This window comes from Novacetimonas cocois, from assembly GCF_003311635.1.
Taxonomy (GTDB): domain Bacteria; phylum Pseudomonadota; class Alphaproteobacteria; order Acetobacterales; family Acetobacteraceae; genus Novacetimonas; species Novacetimonas cocois.
The window spans coordinates 35,675-53,448 of the sequence record NZ_QEXL01000014.1; the positions used below are offsets into that span (position 1 = coordinate 35,675).

General features: G+C 65.8%; 17 protein-coding genes and 1 riboswitch. Of the genes, 9 read left to right on the forward strand and 8 right to left on the reverse strand.

The genetic code is table 11. The features are described 5' to 3' along the window. Window positions 1-7 precede the first annotated feature (7 nt). The 4 genes from ribB to NJLHNGOC_RS11100 form a co-directional block, all read right to left on the reverse strand. The gene (ribB, locus tag NJLHNGOC_RS11085) at window positions 8-1,276 is read right to left on the reverse strand and encodes a 3,4-dihydroxy-2-butanone-4-phosphate synthase (protein WP_113596419.1); all 1,269 of its coding nucleotides are present in this window, start codon (window positions 1,274-1,276) and stop codon (window positions 8-10) included. After that, window positions 1,276-1,890 (reverse strand): riboflavin synthase, encoded by a 615-nt coding sequence (locus tag NJLHNGOC_RS11090; RefSeq protein WP_113596420.1) that lies wholly within the window; start codon window positions 1,888-1,890, stop codon window positions 1,276-1,278. Before NJLHNGOC_RS11090 ends, ribB begins: the two co-directional genes overlap by 1 nt. After that, window positions 1,872-2,945, reverse strand: coding sequence for a bifunctional diaminohydroxyphosphoribosylaminopyrimidine deaminase/5-amino-6-(5-phosphoribosylamino)uracil reductase RibD (gene ribD, locus NJLHNGOC_RS11095; protein ID WP_113596469.1), 1,074 nt, complete (start codon window positions 2,943-2,945; stop codon window positions 1,872-1,874). Before ribD ends, NJLHNGOC_RS11090 begins: the two co-directional genes overlap by 19 nt. A gap of 91 nt (window positions 2,946-3,036) precedes the next feature. Then, window positions 3,037-3,199: riboswitch (FMN riboswitch) on the reverse strand. Window positions 3,200-3,302: 103 nt separating this feature from the next. Next, a complete protein-coding gene (locus NJLHNGOC_RS11100) occupies window positions 3,303-4,202 on the reverse strand; it encodes an MIP/aquaporin family protein (protein WP_113596470.1) in 900 nt (299 codons plus the stop codon). Window positions 4,203-4,521: 319 nt separating this feature from the next. Between NJLHNGOC_RS11100 and NJLHNGOC_RS11105 the strand changes: the two genes are divergently transcribed. Further along, window positions 4,522-6,393 carry a hypothetical protein gene (locus NJLHNGOC_RS11105; protein ID WP_408890834.1) on the forward strand — a complete coding sequence of 624 codons (1,872 nt, stop codon included), beginning with the start codon at window positions 4,522-4,524 and terminating at the stop codon, window positions 6,391-6,393. On the opposite strand, the gene NJLHNGOC_RS11110 is transcribed toward NJLHNGOC_RS11105, so the two are convergent. After that, window positions 6,365-6,919 (reverse strand): hypothetical protein, encoded by a 555-nt coding sequence (locus NJLHNGOC_RS11110; protein WP_239021486.1) that lies wholly within the window; start codon window positions 6,917-6,919, stop codon window positions 6,365-6,367. The two genes, NJLHNGOC_RS11105 and NJLHNGOC_RS11110, sit on opposite strands and share 29 nt — an antisense overlap. A 275-nt stretch (window positions 6,920-7,194) precedes the next feature. Here NJLHNGOC_RS11110 and NJLHNGOC_RS11115 point away from each other — a divergent pair, with 275 nt between their 5' ends. Then, window positions 7,195-7,422, forward strand: a complete 228-nt coding sequence (locus tag NJLHNGOC_RS11115; RefSeq protein ID WP_110095138.1) for a DUF3126 family protein — start codon at window positions 7,195-7,197, stop codon at window positions 7,420-7,422. 79 nt (window positions 7,423-7,501) lie between these two features. On the opposite strand, the gene NJLHNGOC_RS11120 is transcribed toward NJLHNGOC_RS11115, so the two are convergent. Next, a complete protein-coding gene (locus NJLHNGOC_RS11120; RefSeq protein ID WP_110530674.1) occupies window positions 7,502-8,125 on the reverse strand; it encodes a DUF2939 domain-containing protein in 624 nt (207 codons plus the stop codon). A 163-nt stretch (window positions 8,126-8,288) separates the two neighbouring features. Between NJLHNGOC_RS11120 and NJLHNGOC_RS11125 the strand changes: the two genes are divergently transcribed. The 4 genes from NJLHNGOC_RS11125 (at window position 8,289) to pyk (ending at window position 12,207) form a co-directional block, all read left to right on the forward strand. Continuing rightward, a complete protein-coding gene (locus NJLHNGOC_RS11125; protein WP_113596422.1) occupies window positions 8,289-9,122 on the forward strand; it encodes a HesA/MoeB/ThiF family protein in 834 nt (277 codons plus the stop codon). Next, window positions 9,119-9,541 (forward strand): DsrE family protein, encoded by a 423-nt coding sequence (locus NJLHNGOC_RS11130; protein ID WP_113596423.1) that lies wholly within the window; start codon window positions 9,119-9,121, stop codon window positions 9,539-9,541. Before NJLHNGOC_RS11125 ends, NJLHNGOC_RS11130 begins: the two co-directional genes overlap by 4 nt. 17 nt (window positions 9,542-9,558) lie before the next feature. Next, window positions 9,559-10,623, forward strand: coding sequence for an SH3 domain-containing protein (locus NJLHNGOC_RS11135; protein ID WP_113596424.1), 1,065 nt, complete (start codon window positions 9,559-9,561; stop codon window positions 10,621-10,623). A gap of 141 nt (window positions 10,624-10,764) precedes the next feature. Further along, window positions 10,765-12,207, forward strand: coding sequence for a pyruvate kinase (gene pyk / locus NJLHNGOC_RS11140; protein WP_113596472.1), 1,443 nt, complete (start codon window positions 10,765-10,767; stop codon window positions 12,205-12,207). A 175-nt stretch (window positions 12,208-12,382) separates the two neighbouring features. On the opposite strand, the gene NJLHNGOC_RS11145 is transcribed toward pyk, so the two are convergent. Both NJLHNGOC_RS11145 and NJLHNGOC_RS11150 read right to left on the reverse strand, forming a co-directional pair. Beyond that, entirely contained in the window at window positions 12,383-13,291 is a 909-nt protein-coding gene (locus NJLHNGOC_RS11145; RefSeq protein WP_113596425.1) for a prephenate dehydrogenase/arogenate dehydrogenase family protein, read from the reverse strand. A gap of 72 nt (window positions 13,292-13,363) precedes the next feature. After that, window positions 13,364-14,434 carry a lysylphosphatidylglycerol synthase domain-containing protein gene (locus NJLHNGOC_RS11150; RefSeq protein WP_239021487.1) on the reverse strand — a complete coding sequence of 357 codons (1,071 nt, stop codon included), beginning with the start codon at window positions 14,432-14,434 and terminating at the stop codon, window positions 13,364-13,366. Between the two features lie 188 nt (window positions 14,435-14,622). On the opposite strand from NJLHNGOC_RS11150, the gene hpnA reads away from it, so the two are divergent. From hpnA to hpnC, 3 genes are read left to right on the forward strand one after another with little or no spacing between them, the layout of a single operon-like run. After that, window positions 14,623-15,618, forward strand: a complete 996-nt coding sequence (gene hpnA, locus NJLHNGOC_RS11155; protein WP_113596426.1) for a hopanoid-associated sugar epimerase — start codon at window positions 14,623-14,625, stop codon at window positions 15,616-15,618. A gap of 9 nt (window positions 15,619-15,627) precedes the next feature. Beyond that, window positions 15,628-16,863 carry a glycosyltransferase gene (locus NJLHNGOC_RS11160; protein ID WP_113596427.1) on the forward strand — a complete coding sequence of 412 codons (1,236 nt, stop codon included), beginning with the start codon at window positions 15,628-15,630 and terminating at the stop codon, window positions 16,861-16,863. Beyond that, the gene (gene hpnC / locus NJLHNGOC_RS11165; protein WP_113596428.1) at window positions 16,860-17,726 is read left to right on the forward strand and encodes a squalene synthase HpnC; all 867 of its coding nucleotides are present in this window, start codon (window positions 16,860-16,862) and stop codon (window positions 17,724-17,726) included. The genes NJLHNGOC_RS11160 and hpnC overlap by 4 nt, the downstream gene beginning before the upstream one ends. Window positions 17,727-17,774 lie beyond the last annotated feature (48 nt).

A 17,774-nucleotide genomic window follows, 5' to 3' on the forward strand; every position in this document is an offset into this window, starting at 1 on the left:
AGGGGCCTTATTCCTCGACCGGCGCGGTCGCGGGCAGGCAGAGCTTGTGGCCCATGCGGGTGCGCTTGGCATCCAGATAGGCGCGGTTGAACGGGTTGGGCGCGATATCCAGCGCGACGCGCCTGCGGACATCGAAACCATGCCGCGTCAGGGCGCTGACCTTGTCGGGGTTGTTGGTCATCAGGTCCAGCGTCCCGATCCCCAGCGCGCGCAGGATGTCGGCCGCGACGTTCCAGTCCCGCGCATCGGTGTCGAAGCCGAGGCGGTGGTTGGCGTCCACGGTGTCGAGTCCCATGTCCTGCAGCGCATAGGCGCGGATCTTGTTCGCCAGCCCGATTCCGCGTCCCTCGTGCCCCTGCAGATAGACAAGCACACCCGCGTCGGCGCGGTCGATGCGTTCAAGTGCCGCCTGCAGCTGCGCGCCGCAGTCGCAGCGCAGCGATCCCAGCGCGTCGCCCGTCACGCATTCCGAATGCAGCCGCACCAGCGGCACCGTGCCCTTCGCGTCGGGCTTTCCCTTGACCATCGCGACATGTTCCGTCCCGTCCGGGGCGCGGAAGGCATGGATGATCATGTCCTCGCCGCCAAAGCGGCTGGGCAGTCGCGCCTGTGCCACCTGTTCGACGCGGGGGAAGGGGGATGCGGGCTCGCCCGGTGTAGCCGCGGCCTGCGCGCGCGTGCGCAGCCACGCCGCGAGTTCGGCGATGGAAAGGATCGGCAGCCCGTGTTTTTTTGCGAAGGGACGCAGGTCGTCCATGCGCGACATGGTGCCGTCCTCGTTCGTGATTTCGCAGATCACGGCCGCCGGGATCAGACCGGCCAGACGCGCAAGGTCGATCGAGGCCTCGGTATGCCCGTCGCGTTCCAGCGTCCCGCCCGGCTTCGCGCGCAGCGGAAAGATATGCCCCGGCGAGACGAGGTCCGACGGCCGCGCGTCCGGGGCCACGGCCGCAAGGATGGTGCGCGCGCGGTCGGCGGCGGAAATGCCGGTGGTCACGCCCTCGCGCGCCTCGATCGAGACGGTGAACGCCGTGCCGCGCGGACACGTGTTGACCTGCGTCATCATCGGCAGGCCCAGCTGCGTCACGATGGCCGGGGCCAGCGGCATGCACACAAGGCCACGGGCATGGGTGATCATGAAATTGATCGCCTCTGGCGTGACCAGCTCGGCCGCCATCACCAGGTCGCCCTCGTTCTCGCGGTCCTCGTCATCGACAAGGATGACCATGCCGCCACGCCGGATGGTCGCGACCGCCTCTTCCAGCCGGGGGGGCATCAACGGTACTGGCATAATGTCTCCACGTATTTTGCGATGACATCCACTTCCACATTGACTGTCGCGCCGGGCGTCAGCGTGCCCAGCGTGGTGTGGTCCCATGTATGGGGGATGATCATGAGTTCGATGCGGAATTCGTCGGGATCGCCATCCGCCCCCGGCGCGCCCACAGCATTCAGCGTCAGGCTGATGCCATCAAGGGTGATCGACCCCTTGTCCACCAGATAGCGCCGCAGCCGTGCGGGCACGGCAAAGGCGATGTGGCGTGCCTCCCCATCCGGGGTGATGGACAGCAGCCGCGCCGTGGCGTCCACGTGTCCCTGCACGATATGGCCCGACAGGCGGGTGGCGGGCGTCACCGCGCGTTCAAGGTTGACGCGGCGTCCGGGCGCAAGCTGGCGCAGGGAGGTACATTCCAGCGTTTCGGGACTGATGAAGAACGCGGCATTGCCCGCCGCGTCGAACGCCGTCACCGTCAGGCACACGCCGTTGACCGCGATGCTTTCTCCCAGCGAAAGGTCCGTGATGCCCGTATCCACCCGGATTTCAAGGTCGCGTCCGCCCGGGCGCGTGGCGGTGACGGTTCCCAGATGTTCTATGATCCCTGAAAACATGCCGTTCCTTTCGGGGTGTTCAGTTCGCGAAACAGGCGCAGCGGCGTGTCCGTGCCCGTGCGGATGGCGACATCCAGCGTCTCCGTTCCGTCAGGGCGCACGCCGATCGTCAGCCAGTCATCCCAGATGTCATGTTCGCGCAGCGCGGCGAGCAGGCCCGGCCCGGCCTCCACCAGTGCCCACATCGCCCCGGCCTGTCCCAGAAGTTCGGGCAGGTCGCGCACGTCGGCGCAGGTCCGCACGTCAAAGCCACGGGCCCGCGCGGCGTCCGCATATTCCCCGTCCACCTGCCCGCGCGTGGTGCAGATCGCCAGCAGGCGCGGCATGCGGTCCGGATGGTCGGGAATGCGCCGCACATCAAGGCCGGGGCGGTCCGTGGCGATGGTGCCGGTGGCCGTGACCACCGCGTCGGTCGCGCGACGCAGACGGTGGGCCAGGTCCAGCGCCGTCGCCGATGTAAAGGTCGTGCGCCCGGCAGGCGGGATCATCGAGCCGGTGGCGTCAAGGGCCTGCTTGACCGTGATCCATGCCTTCCCCGTGCGCGTCAGGCGGGCGAAGGGCACGATCAGGCTGCGGCACTGCTGTGCCAGCCATCGGGCATCGGGGGTGTCGTATCCGGACAGGAACCGCACGTCGCACCCCGCATTGCGGAGGTAGTCGGCACCGCCGCCGACGATGTTGGGATTGGGGTCGGCGGCCCCGATCCAGACCGTGCGGATGGGGGTATGCATGATCGCCTGCGAACACGGGCCGGTGCGGCCGGTGTGGTTGCATGGCTCCAGCGTCACGACGATGGTGCGGGCGCGTTCGATCAGGCCGAGTTCACGGCACAGCGCGATGGCCCGGGCCTCGGCATGGGGGGTGCCGGCGCGGTGATGCGCACCGACGCACAGGATTTCCCCGACGTCATCAAGGATCGCGCATCCCACGGGCGGATTGGGGGCCGTCGCGCCGACATGACGGGCGGCCTCCTCCACCGCTGCGTGGAAGGCGCGGTCTATAAAGGGGGGAAGCCCGGTCGCCCTTGTCCCCGTGCGTGCATGTCCGACTGACATGTCCACGACGATACTCTCCATCCCATGCGGACGGACCCAGGGCGCACGACGCCTGCATGCCGCCCCCGTGGGCGGGGACGGGCATCCTGACATGCGTTCTCTATCATCCGGACTGTAACCGTCGGTTCCGGGGTCTCACCGGATCTGCTGACCCTGCTGGCGAATGCCGGCAGGCGCTCGCGGACTGATGACACAACCACTGGATCGCGCCAAACACCGCCGGTGGGGAATTGCGCCCCGCCCCGAGAACGTCTGCGGGCCGGTTCCCATGAACCAGCCCATCAACTGCGCTATAGTTTGGGAAGATCGGAACGCGATTGCAAGTCCCGGCCGCGATCACATTCCCTTATGACATCCCTATGACCGTGGGGCAGGTGCCTTGCGCGTGGGATGCCACAGGGAGGGGACGCGCCCGTGATGGCCGAAATTCACCAGCCGCGCCTCCTCGACCTCCATCCGGCCAAAGACATGCGTGCGGATCGCCAGCACCGACAGCGACGCCCCCGCGAACGGCCCGATGGCATAGATCCAGAACGACGCCCACTGTCCGGAAAAGATGGCGGGCGCGAAGCTGCGCGCGAGGTTGGAGCTGTTGCCCGACAGCCATGCCGACACGGGGTTGAGCAGCAGGAAGAACAGGCCCCCCGCCCACGGCGTCAGTTCCTTGAAGCGGGGATGTCCCGCCAGCCAGTACAGCATCAGGATCAGCAGGCCGGTCAGAACCAGTTCGGTGACCAGCGGCCACAGGATCGGGACGGAGGCGGCAGGCACCGTCGCGGCATAGCCGGCCGCCGTCACGATATGCCCCCATGACGGAAACATCCCCGCGACGCATGCCAGAAGCCACGTCCCCAGGCACGCCCCGATGATCTGGGCCACGACATAGCCGCACAGGTCGATCCATCCCAGCTTCCCCGCCAGCGCGAACGCCAGGGAGACCGACGGGTTCACATGCGCGCCACTTACTTTCCCGAACGGGGTCATTGCCGCCACCGTTCCCGACAGGCCGAAGAACAGGCCGCATAATGCCGTCTGGATGATGGGATGTGGGGCCAGCCATATCCCGACCGGCGTCTGTGGCACCGTCAGGATGGCAACCGAAATGATGCCGCAGATCATCAGGACGGCCGTCGCCACCATCTCGCACCCGTACAGGGTCCAGTGCAGGGGATGGTCGGGATGGGCCGCGCCGGAAAGGGGGCGGTCATCCACCGGGGCCTGGGAAACCGGGGGGTGGGAAGGGGGTGTCGTGTTCATGCCGCCGTGCTTCCATGCAGTGAAATCCAGTGCCCGAAATGGACGCGCGACCACGAATATAGGAAGAAATATTACGAAATATATATAATCATGCGAATATAAGCTGCTGAATTAAATAATAACCAAATATCTGTTTTTCAAATTTTTACTGATGAGCCACGATGCGACAAAGTGTATGCGAAAAAACATCATCGTGACATGAAATACTTGTGTGCCTGCGTGCGGTGCGCGCCGGAACCACCTCTCCGCCCATCGGGTGATGTTGTTACACATGCGATGATGTCTTTTGTATTTACTTGAAGGACTGCGTGCCTGACTGATGTGCTGTTGGCGGAATCTGCCTGACCCTGCCTGCGATCGCCGCAGCACGCGCGCGTGGCGGCGGCTGGCGCGTGGCGCGGGGGCGATGCTGCCGGGGGTCCTCGTGATCTGCGCCGCCCTGCCGGCCCGGGCGGATGATCTGGCGGAAATCCAGGCCATCCGCGAGGAGATGCGCCGGCTGGAGGCCAAGGTCGAACGGCTGGAGGCCCATCACGCGCATGCGCCGGGGAACGGCATGCATGCCTCCATCAGCCACGGCGTGCGCCAGAACCAGCTGTCGGGTGGTGGGGCGACGGGGGTTTCGTCGCATCCGATCGACCCGCATGCCGTGCCCGACCTGCGGCACCTGTCGATCGGGGGGGCGGCGGTCTCACCCGATGCCCAGACCGCGGCGGAGGAAGCCAACGAATCCGTTCAGGACAACGACAACCAGCAGCAGCCGCAGCTGAACATGGATTCCTCCAGCCCGCTGTCGATCACGCAGACGGGCGTGGACAGCCTGCCGCCGGTGTTCCGCATTGGCGGCGTGTCGGTGCGCCTGGGCGGCTTCATCGATTTTTCCAACATCTACCGCAGCAAGAACCTGACCAGCGGCCCTGCGACCAGCTGGGGCAGCTTCCCCTATGCCAACAGTCCCAACGCCCATACCGGCGAGTACCGTCCCTCGGCGCAGCTGACGCGACTGAGCGTGCTGCTGCAGGGAACGCCGACGGACCATCAGGTGCTGTCGGCCTATATCGAAACCGATTTCGGCGGCGCGGCGGGCACGGCCAACAGTTACCAGACCAACAGCTATACCCCGCGTATCCGGCAGGCCTACATGACCTTCAGCGATACGAAATGGGGGTTCCATGTCCTTGCGGGGCAGGCGTGGAGCCTGACGACGGGCTATACGCAGGGGCTGCTGTCGCGGCATGAGCAGCTGCCGCCGGTGGTCGACAACAACCAGATCCCCGGCATCGTCTTTACCCGCGTGCCCCAGATCCGCTTCATCAAGGATTTCGGGCGCAAATGGTGGGTCGGCCTGTCGTTCGAGGCCCCGCAGGTCGCCTTTGCCGAATCGGATGGCATGCTGAACGACGGCACGCTGGAACCGGGCGTGGGCATGCGTGGCGGCACCGACATCCTGTATAACAACAGCGGTTCGGGCATGCTGAACCCCAATGCCAAATACAGCATGGACGTGGCCCCGGACATCGTGCTCAAGGGCGCGCTGGATACCCATCTCGCGCATTACGAGGTGTACGGCCTGGCACGGTGGTTCAAATCGCTGGCGAAAACCTATGGCAGCAATTCGATCCGTGAACGCGTATCGTTCGCCGGCGGCGTGGGGGGGGACATCACCGTCCATGCCATTCCCAAATTCCTGCAGGTCACGGGCAACGTGCTGGCGGGCAAGGGCATCGGGCGATATGGCCCGTCGATGATTTCGGACGCCACGTTCAAGCCTGACGGCACGCCCGCGCCCATTCCCGAACTGATCGGCAGCCTGGGCCTGATCGGCCATCCGACCAACAACGTGCTGCTGTATCTGTATGGCGGGATCGAGACGGCGGGCCGCCGCACCTATCGCGGGCTGGATGGCATGCAGTACGGGTACGGCGTCAGCGACCTCGACCTCGAATCGTGCAATATCGAGGAAATCACGTCGAGCACATGCAACGCGCAGACCCGCACCATCGCCGACATGACGGTGGGCGGATGGTGGCATGTGCTTCAGGGACGCTATGGCGCGGTGATGACCGGCGTGCAGTACACCTACGTCCACAAGATCGCCTTCAGCGGCAATAACGGGGCCGGCCGGTCGGTCGACCCGACCACGGGCGGCAATACGATTTACGTCACTTTCCGCTATCTGCCGTTTCAGTAAGCGGGGCGTGAAGCGCCGTCAGGCAGTCGGTGACCTGATGATTGAGGTGGATGTCGTGCACCCCCTGCACGCCGCGGATGACATCCGTGCGCCAGCGCTTTGGCATCCTTGTGTCCACGCAGATCGTCCCCCCGCCCAGAAGCGGCCCGTTGCCGGGGTCAAGGACCTGCAGCACGGCATGCGGGTTGCGCACCATTGCGCGTCGTAACGCCCCCTGCAACGCCGTGACGTGGGTTTTGTCGGTATTGGCGATCAGGTCGGGCACCAGCGCGATCCACCCGCCCCACCCCGAGGATACGGCACGGATCACATGGGGCCATGTCTGCTGCCGGTCCAGTTGCGCCACGCTGGCGTGCGCGCCGTTTTCCGCGATCCGTGCGGCCAGCGCCCGCGCCGTCAGGACGCGCGTGGCCTCCACCGGGGCGCCGGGCGTGGGCTGGGTGCTGGCCGCAAGCGCCGTCAGCCCGATGGGGAGCGCCAGAAGCAGCCACAGCAGCACAAGACGGGTGACGGAGCGTATCCGCAAACTTTTTTCCTATCGCGCTGTTGATGAACCTTAAGTGGCAAAAGACCGGGACTTCGTGGCGATCGCGGGGCAGGGATGGGGAAAATCGGGGGCACGCGGCTGTTGCGGGGGGCACGCCATGTGCCTATAGCGTGCGGCAATATCCGTATTTCACTCTGGCGCCGGATCCGATCCGGCAGGCAGGGACGCGCGCGCCCCGGGTTTTTCACATGGCCCCTTCCTCCCCGCGGGTTCGCGATTGCGCCACACGCCATCCTTCAAGGAGAACAGGAACGATGACCGCCATTTCCACTTCCGAGATCTCGCGCCTCCAGACCTGCCTGCGCCGCCTGCTGGGATCGCCCGGCCTGACCGTCAATGCGCCGCCGCGCGCGGGGCTGTCGGTCGAACTGGCGGTCAATGGCGAAGTGGTCGGCACCATCCATCGTGACGAGGACGAAGGCGAAGTGTCCTATGCCGTGCACATGACGGTTCTGGAGGAAGACCTGCCCCCCGCGCGCTGAATGCGCGACGCGCCATCCCCACGACGCCGTGGGGACCGGCCCGCGCCTGCGTTCATGCGAAAGGGTCGGGAGGGCGGCGTCAGTGCCGGGTGATGGCGGGCGGCTGTGCCTGCGTGGCGGAGGCCTCCATCAGCGGCTGACGTGCCGTCGGCAGGTCGATGCGATGGATTTTCCACTGGAACGCATGGATGCGCATCTGAAGGCGCAGCGGCGTTTCATTTTCATGCCCGGGCATGACGATGCTGGTTTCAAACAGCCCCGGCTTGACGAAACGCGCATGCATGCGCTGCAGGAACATGATGGGCGAAACCGTGTTCGTGCCCTGTCCCTGCGGGACGAGGTGATCGACGATTTCCCCGAGATTGTCTTCGTTCACATGAACGTCGATGGCGTTGGACACGGCGGTGGAGGCAAAGGACGAGCCGAATTCCGGCAGGTCGTCATCCGCCGGCTTTTCACCGATCAGTTCGTCGATGGCCTGCGTCTTGAGGCTGTCGCGCACCGAATTCCAGCGCAGCGTCTGCCCCAATCCGTGCATGTCATGGCTCTGGATGGCGGAAGAAATCGACCACAATGTGACGAACGGTGACGCGGCATACAGCGATGTTGCCGCAGCAAACGTCCCGGCACATATCCAGCGTGCCTGCTGGCGCCGCATTTCGCACAGCGAGAACGGGATTTTCATGCGGGAAAGAGAAGACATTGTTTTATATTCCCCCATGTGTGGTTTGTGACATGATTCATCTTATACGGGAAACATATCCGGCATGCATTGGTTTCATGAAATGAAGCTCATGGGATCACGAAAACGTGATAATAATGCGACGCCCGCAGGCTTTGCAATAACAGCGGGCAGGGGATGAAGGGTGGATTTTTCCGAAGAAGAGATACAGCGCTATGCCCGGCACATCCTCCTGCCGGAGGTGGGCGGCACGGGACAGGAAGCCCTGCTCGGGGCCAGCGTTCTCATTGTCGGGGCTGGCGGACTGGGCTCTCCGCTGGCGCTGTACCTTGCCGCGGCGGGGGTGGGGCGCATCGGGCTGGTCGATGACGACGTGGTGGACCTGTCGAACCTGCAGCGCCAGATCGCCCATGTGACGGCGCGGGTCGGCCATGCAAAAGTCGAATCGGCGGCGGCGGCGATGCGGGCCATAAATCCGGGCGTCAGGGTCGATTGTCATAACATCCGGTTGGGTCCTGACAATGTGCGCGAACTGGTCCGCGCCTATGACATCGTGTGCGACGGATGCGACAATTTCGCCACCCGCTACCTGCTGGCCGATGCCTGCGCGCTGGAACGCCGGACGCTGGTTTCCGCCGCGGTCCTGCGGTTCGAGGGGCAGCTTTCGACCTTCCGCCCGCATGAAGGCGGCCCCTGCTATCGCTGCCTGTATCCGTCCGCGCCGCCTGCCGGCATGGTGCCGTCCTGCGCCGAAGCCGGGGTGTTCGGGGCGGTGACCGGCGTGATGGGCACGTTGCAGGCGACGGAAGTGCTCAAGGAAATCCTGGGAATCGGGGAGGGGCTGTCAGGAAGGCTGCTGATATGGGATGCACTGGCGATGCGGTTCCATACCATCACCCTGCCCGCCGATCCGGATTGCCGCCTGTGCGGACCCCATGCCACCATCCGTGACCTTTCCGCGCATCGCGCCCACACGCATGGCCCGGCCTGCGCCCATGACGCGGGCGGCGTGTCGTGACGGGCGCGCTATCGGGAGATGCGGGACATGACGGGGTGACGGGGGGCGGCGATCTTGCGATCCTGCTGCTCGACGGCGGGTATGAACGGGCACATTATGCGCTTGTCCTCGCGGCTTCGGCACTTGCGCTGGGGCGTTCCGTCGTGCTGTTCGCGGCGGGGGGCGGGGTTCATGCGCTGGCGCGTGACTGGCGCGGGCTGCGCGATTCGGCGCAGGATGCGGACATGGCCGCGCGTGGTGTTGCGACATTCGCGACCCTGCGTGACGCGGTGGTCGAACTGGAATGCGGGCTGCTGGCGTGCGAGGCGGGACTGAGGGTATGTGATCTGCGCCATGACGCGCTTTTGCCATCGGTGCGTGTCGTGGGGGTACCGACATTTCTGGATGCCGCCCGTGGGCGACAGGTCATCACATTATAAAAGGACTGAGGAACGCGATGGCGCAAGGCACGCGGCATGTTTTCACCCCGCATGTTTCCCCCCCCGCGCGGACGGCGGAAAAACGGGCGGTTCCCTTCATCGGGGGGCGATCGCGTCATCTGTGGGGCGTCGCATGCGTGGCGACCGTGCTGATGCCCCTCTGGCATGGCGGCGCGGCGCTGGCGGCCACGACGCCCGCCAGCACGGGCTCGACCACCACGGCCACCCATCACCACCATCACGGTGCCCATCATCACAAGGGCGAGACGGCGGAAAAGGCGGCGCAGGGCAAGGCGGCATCGGGCAAAAAGGCCCATGCCGGGCACAAGGCAAAGGGTGCCGCCGCCCATCAGCATGAACATGCCGCCTCTTCCGCTGCTGCCCCCGCGCATCACCATGCGCATCCCGCCGTCGCCGCGCCGGTCGCTGCGGGCGCCGCGGCCGCGACGGCTGCTGCCGCCACGGGTGGTAATGCCGCCGCGCCGCCCGCGCCGGGCGTGCCCCCCGGCGCGCCGGACAAGGGAAGTGTCACGGGCCTGCCGCTGCCGCGCTTTGCCGCGTTCCGCGCGGACGAGGTGAACCTGCGCGCCGGGCCGGGACAGCGTTACCCGATCGAGTGGGTGTACCATCGCCGGGGGCTGCCGGTGAAAATCGAACGTGAATTCGATGTCTGGCGTCTGGTGGAGGATGCGGACGGACAGAAAGGCTGGGTGCATCAGGCAACCCTGGTGGGGACGCGCACGTTCGTCATCCCGGGACAGCCAGTGCAGGGCGATGCGCGGCAGGCCGGGCAACCGTCTGAAAAGGAAACGGATGTCATCGGCCGCGCCGACAGCCGCATCATCGGGCACGTGGCTGACGCGGCGCAGGCGGCAGCCATTCCGGGGGCCATCATGCTGCGGGCGAAGGCTGATCCCGCGTCCCCGGTCGTCGCGGTGCTCAAACCCGGCGTGGTGGGGACGTTGCGCCAGTGCCAGGCCGGTTCGACCTGGTGCCAGGTAACGGTCAAGCAGTATTCCGGCTGGCTGGAACGACAGTCGCTGTGGGGACTGCTGCCACAGGAAGTCATCTCGCCGTCCTGACCGATGCTGGGCGCGCGCGATGGCAGGGCGTTCCCTGCGGTCGCATGCGCGGGGAATGCCGGTTCAGGCAATCGCCGGAACCGTGTCGAGCCGCGCGGCATGTTTCCTCGCGCTTGTCCGGTCCGGCAAAGAGGATTCCCGATGGACGCTTCATTCGCGCATAACCAGCGACGGACCAAGATCGTGGCGACGCTGGGCCCGGCTACTTCCAGTTATGGGATCATACGCGCGCTGGCGGATGCCGGCGTGGATGTGTTCCGCCTCAACTTCTCCCACGGCCTGCATGCCGAACATGCGCAGCGGCATGCCACCATCCGCGCGGTGGAGGCTGAAATACAGCGTCCACTGGCGATCCTTGCGGACCTGCAGGGGCCAAAGCTGCGGATCGGTACCTTCGCGGGGGGAAGCGTCACGCTGCGTCCCGGCGCGATGTTCCGCCTCGACCTCGATCACCGGCCGGGGGACGAGACGCGGGTCCACCTGCCCCATCCCGAAATCGTGGAATCCGCCGCAACGGGCAGCAACCTGCTGCTTGATGACGGGCGGCTGAAGCTGGTGGTGCGTGAAAAGGGGGCGGACCACCTCCTGACGCAGGTCGTGATCGGCGGCGTGCTGTCGGATCGCAAGGGGGTGAACGTCCCCGATGTGGTCCTGCCGATTCCCGCGATCACTAGGAAGGACCGCAGCGACCTTGCCTTCGCGCTGGAACTGGGGGTGGAATATGTCGGCCTCTCCTTTGTCCAGCGCCCGCAGGACGTGCGCGACGCGCGCGAACTGGTGGGGGGACAGGCATGGATCCTGACCAAGCTGGAAAAGCCTCAGGCGATCGACAATCTGGACGAAATCATGGCCCTGTCGGATGTCGTGATGGTCGCGCGCGGCGATCTGGGGGTGGAACTGCCGCCCGAACAGGTGCCGGTCGCGCAGAAACGCATCATCCGCGTCGCGCGGCGCATGGGGCGTCCCGTGATCGTGGCGACGCAGATGCTCGAAAGCATGGTCCATGCCCCGACCCCCACCCGGGCGGAGGCATCCGACGTGGCGACGGCGGTGTTCGACGGCGCGGACGCGGTCATGCTGTCGGCGGAAACCGCCGTGGGCGATTATCCGCGCGCGGCGGTGGAGATCATGGACCGCATCGTGCGCAGCGTCGAAGGCGACGCGGGATGGACCCTGACGATGCAGGCCGCCACCCCGCCCCCCGCCGACAGCAGCGTGGCCGACGCGATCGCGGCGGCGACCCGGCAGGTGGCGGTTTCTGTGGATGCGCCGGTAATCGTGGCCTTTACGCTGGGCGGGCGCACGGCGCTGCGCATTTCACGCGAACGGCCTGACTGCGCCATCATCGGCCTGACCCCCACCGACGAAATCGCGCGGCGGCTGTGTGTTGCATGGGGGGTCATCGCCCTGTCGGCCGGGCAGGAGGTGCCGGTCTATGGCATCGAAACCGTGGTCGATCAGGCGCTGGAGGCCGCGACGCTGAGCCGGTGCGCGGGCGTGGGGGACGCCGTGGTCATCGCGGCGGGCCTGCCCTTTGGCGTGACCGGCAGTACCAATACCCTGCGCGTGGCGCGGGTGAAATGATCCCCGCCGGGCCGGGCGCACATTGCGTGTCTGGCCCGGTGTTTTCCTCAGGGGGCTGAAAATGATCCACTGACAAATAAAAGTTTTTGGGTGTCGCCTTTTTTCAAAAAGACGACGTCTTTCAAAGCTTTGTGCAAAAAGCTTTACCAAAAACTTTTATGATTTCAGGGTTTTGTCAGGCCTGGCGGTTTTCGATCAGGGTGCGCCGGATGGCGCGGCCACGGGTGATGCGATTGACGATGACCGTATCATCACCCTCCCGGATGGCCTTGGCCATGGCGTGCGCGTCGGCCATGAAGCGATCCAGCATTTCCAGAAGCGCCTCGCGGTTGTTGAGGAAGATGTCGCGCCACATGGTCGGGTCCGAGGCCGCGATGCGGGTGAAATCGCGAAAGCCCGACGCCGCGAAATCCAGCACTTCGGAACGTGTCTCCCCCGCAAGGTCATCGGCGGTGCCGCAGATGGTGAAGGCCAGCAGGTGCGGCAGGTGGCTGACAATGGCGCAGACCCGGTCGTGGTGTTCCGCCGTCATGGTGCGTATGTGCGCCCCCATGGCCTGCCACAGCGCGGTGATGCGCGCCACCGCGTCGGGGGGCGTTCCCTCCGGCGGGGTCAGCAGGCACCAGCGGTTTTCAAACAGGCTGGGGAAACCGGCATCGGGGCCGGAATATTCCGTGCCCGCCATCGGGTGGCTGGGCACGAAGGCGATGTCGGGCCGCGATGCCAGCGCGGGCAGGACGCCAGTGATGACCGATACCTTGGTCGATCCCACCTCGCTCAGGATCGCGCCGTGTTTCATCGCGGGCACGACCTGTGCCGCGACCGCGCCGATCGCCCCGACAGGCACGCACAGGATCACGCAGTCCGCGTCCACTACCGCGCGGGCGGGGTCGGCCTCCACCCGGTCGGCAATGCCCAGTTCGCGCACGCGGGCGCAGACGCCGGCGTCGATGTCGCTGGCCACCAGTTCGCGCGCGATGGCGCGGTTTTCATGCGCCCGACGCAGGATGGAGGACCCGATCAGGCCGGGGCCGATGATGACCAGCCTGTCAAACAAGGGGGCGGATGGCGTGGGGGCGGTCATGGCTGCACCGGGCGGAAACCGTATGGGACGGGAAGGCGGCGGTCGGTTGGCATGTGGGGCGCGTGTCGCATGTCACGAGGACTGCTCGCCCGACGGGGGGGCGGTCACGGGCGCGGGGGAGGACGCCTCGGGTTCCTGCTGATCTGGCGCATTGCGGCGCAGGCTGCGCATTTCCATGGCCTGCCAGCCTAGCAGCATCGGAATCCCGATGACCAGTTCGCGCCCGCGCCGCAGCAGCGACAGTCCCAGCGACACCGAAGGCGCGATGCCGAAGGCGGAGCCGAGCGCGATATAGGCGGCTTCCTGCACGCCAAGGCCCGCAGGCACCAGGAACGAGACGGACATGATGCCGCAGGCCACCCCCTCGATCGCGACGGCGCCGCTGAAGCTGAGCTTCGCGCCAAGGAAATAATAGGCCACCCAGATCGTCCCCGCGCTGCCCAGCCAGCCGAGATAGTGCATGAACGCCGCCTCCGCGATGCGGCGGGGGTGCGACCAGATCGCGTCGAAACGTTCCTGCAGGCTGTCGGCGCTGCTCATCATAGCATCCTGCCACTGGGTCGCCATGTTGTGACCCAGCATGCGCCCCGCGCGCTTGAGCAGCGAGCCGCCATGCTGCTGCGTCCAGATGAAGCCCCCGATTCCCAGCGTCAGCAGCACAAGCCCGATGATGACCGGCTTGGCAAAGGGGCTGGACTGCTGGTGGGCGACCAGGCACAGCACGGCGGTCAGGATGAACAGGATCTGGCCCATCACTTCGGTCGTGATGTCGACCAGGTTGGCGCATGCCGCCTCCGGCCCGCTGATGGTGCGTCCGCGACGTCCGGCGAAAAGGTGGCTTGAACAGGTCGCGCGGATGCCGATCACCATTCCCCCTAGCTGGGAGAAGGGCAGGCATGACGCAGCCGCATCGCGGATCATGCGCGAAACCAGCAGTTGCCAGAACGGAATGTCGCGACAAGCCGCGTGCCAGGCAAGACCCAGTATTGCATCGACTGCAAGCTGCGCCAGCACGGTCGCCATGAATCCGACGAAGCCGATCGACACGATCGCCTTCATGACCGAGCCCGCGCCAAGCCACGCCGTGCAACCGGTAAGAAGGGCCAGGCCCAGGAAGGCCAGCAGGATGGTAAGCTTTCTCAAGAAAGATCCGTAATGCGTCTGTTAAGCCGAAAAGCGGTCGCAATGCCGCCCGAAGTGACAGTGCGGGCCTGACTTACACCACGACAGGGTCTGGCGCCACTGCGAGGTGTCGGGATAAATGGTACTTCTTGCTGGTTGCGAGTCCGTATCGCAATCTTGAATTCTGTTACGGAGTGCTAGTTCAGGTCATGACTGCCCCAACGCTCGTTACCGGTGCAACCGGTTTTGTCGGCTCCGCTGTTGCCCGCAACCTGCTGGAGCGTGGTCATTCGCTCCGCCTGATGGTGCGTAAGGGCAGTGACCTTACCAACCTGCGGGATATTCCGTGCGAACTGGTGGAGGGGGACCTTTCCACCCCGTCCACCTTTGACGCGGCGGTGCGCGGATGCCGCTATGTCTTTCATGTCGCGGCGGATTACCGCCTGTGGGTGCCCGATCCGGTGCCGATGATGATCGCCAATGTCGAAGGCACGCGCGAACTCATGCTCGCGGCACAGCGCGCCGGGGTGGAACGGATCGTTTACTGTTCCTCGGTCGCCGCGCTGGGCCTGATCGGTGACGGGACGGTCTGTGACGAGGAAACGCCCGTTCATGAACATGGCGTGATCGGGATCTACAAACGCTCCAAATACCGTGCGGAGCAGGAGGTCCTGCGCCTTGTCCATGAACGCGCGCTGCCTGCCGTCATCGTCAATCCGTCCACTCCCGTCGGCCCGCGCGACATCAAGCCCACGCCAACGGGGCAGATGATCCTCGACTGCGCGGCGGGGCGCATGCCCGCCTATGTCGATACGGGCGTGAACATCGTGCATGTCGATGACGTGGCCGAAGGGCACGCACTGGCGCTGGAACGTGGCCGTCTGGGGGAAAAATATATCCTGGGCGGTCAGAATTACCTGCTGCGCGACCTCTTCGCCATGACGGCGGAACTGGCTGGCGTGGCGCCGCCGCGCATCCGCCTGCCGCAGGCGGTGATCTGGCCGATCGCGATCATCAGCGAATGGCTGTCGCGCATGTTCGGCATCGCCCCGCGCGTCACGCGCGAAATGCTGGCGATGTCGCACAAGAAGATGTTCTTCTCCTCCGACAAGGCGATCCGCGAACTGGGGTATTCCCCCCGTCCCGCGCGTGAGGCCGTCAAGGACGCCATCGACTGGTTCCGCCAGCACGGCATGCTGGATTGAGGTCCGGTCATGTTCCTTATCGCCCTTTCATGTCTGGCGCTGGCCATATGGGGATGGCTGATCTTTTTTCACGGGCATTTCTGGCAGGCGGGCCCGATTCTGGGCCCCGTGGACGGCAGGAAGCTTGATCGCGCGCTATGCCCGGATGTCTGCGTCGTGGTGCCCGCGCGTGACGAGGCACCCTCGATCGGCAAATGCGTCGCCTCCCTCCTGGCGCAGGATTATCCGGGGCGGATGCATGTCATCGTGGTTGACGATGGCAGCACCGACGGGACCGGCCGTCTGGCGCGCAAGGTGCCCGACCCCCGCAAACGCCTGACGGTCGTGACGGGCAAGCCCCGCCCCCCGGGATGGAGCGGCAAGCTGTGGGCCGTAAGCCAGGGCGAGGCCGAGGCCCGGCGCCTGTGCCCCGCCGATGACGGCTTCATCCTGCTGACCGATGCCGACATCACCCACGATCCCCGCCATGTCTCCACCCTTGTAGCCAAGGCGCAGGCATCGCGGCTGGACCAGGTGTCGGAAATGGTGGAGCTGAACTGTGTCAGCCCGGCCGAGCGCATGCTGGTCCCGGCTTTCGTCTTTTTCTTTGCCCTGCTGTATCCCTTCGCCAGCGTCAACAACCCGCGCAGCAGGACGGCCGGGGCGGCGGGGGGCACCATCCTGATCCGGCGCACAGCCCTGACGCGCATCGGCGGAATCGCCAGCCTGCGTGGCGCGCTGATCGATGACTGCACGCTGGCGGCGCTGGTCAAGCATAGTGGCGGCGGCATCTATCTGGGGCACAGCTGCCTTGCGCGTTCGATCCGTCCCTATCCCCACCCGCACGACATCTGGCGCATGGTGGCCCGCACGGCCTATGTGCAGCTGGGATATTCGCCGCTGATGCTGCTGGGGACGGTTGTGGGCATGATCGTGGTGTGGATCGCGCCGATGGAACTGGCGCTGTTCACCCACGGCGCCGCGTGCCTGCTGGGGGCGGGGGCGTGGGTCATGTCGATGGCGTCCTATACCCCCACGCTGCGCCGTTTCAACCTGTCGCCCGCATGGGCGCTGCTGCTGCCGGCCGTGGCCGGGTTCTATACGCTGGCGACCATCGGTTCGGCCATCAATCACCATCGGGGACGCGGCGTGGTCTGGAAAAGCCGCGCCTATACCGATACCGATGGTGCGATTTCGACCTATATCCAGCAAAAGGGCAATGGTGTGGTCATGAACAGGACGATGACGGGGGATGACCTGGGGTGAATACAGCCGAACATGACGTCTGGGGCAGCGAGGACGTATCGTCGGGCAAGGGCGCGGGGGACGAGAATTTTCCCGTCGGATCCCTGCTCATCAGCCGTCAGATGCGTCCTTACGTCCATGCCTATTACGATTTCGCGCGCGTCATCGACGATATCGTCGATACCGACAGGCTGGACCCGCAGGCGAAGATCGCGCGCCTGAACGCGATGGAAGAGGTCGTGCGCGGCACAAGGACCGCGTCGCAGCGTCCCGATGCGCAGACGGCGGCAAGGGTGCGCGAGATGTTCGCGCGCACCGGCGTGCCGGTGGAAACCGCCACCGACCTGATCGTCGCGTTCCGTCAGGACGCGGTCAAGAACCGGTACGGGACATGGGACGAACTGGTCGAATACTGCCGGTATTCCGCCAATCCCGTTGGGCGCTTCCTGCTGGACCTGCATGGGGAGGGGCCGCAGACGGCGGGGCCTTCGGATGCGCTGTGCACCGCGCTTCAGGTCATCAACCACCTGCAGGACTGCGCCGACGACCTGCGCAAGCTCGATCGCTGCTACCTCCCGCGGGAATGGATGGAGCGCGAGGGCGCGCGACTGGAGGATCTGTACGGTCCGTTCGCCCTGCCGGCGCTGCGCCGGGTGTTCGACGCCATGCTGGACGAGGTCGATCGCCTCAATGACGAAGCCTCCCGCCTGCCCGCCCTGGTACGCGACCGGCGCATGCGCATGGAATGCGCGGTGATCGTCGGGCTGTCGAAGCGCCTTGCCGCGCGCCTGCGGCGCGAGGACCCGGTGGCGGGGCGGGTCAAGCTGTCGCGTGGCGACGTGCTGGCGGCGATGGCCGGCGCGTTGCGCGTGATCGGCGGATGACCTGAACGGCGCCCGATTTTGCCGTTGCGGCGATTGCCGTTAAAGAAC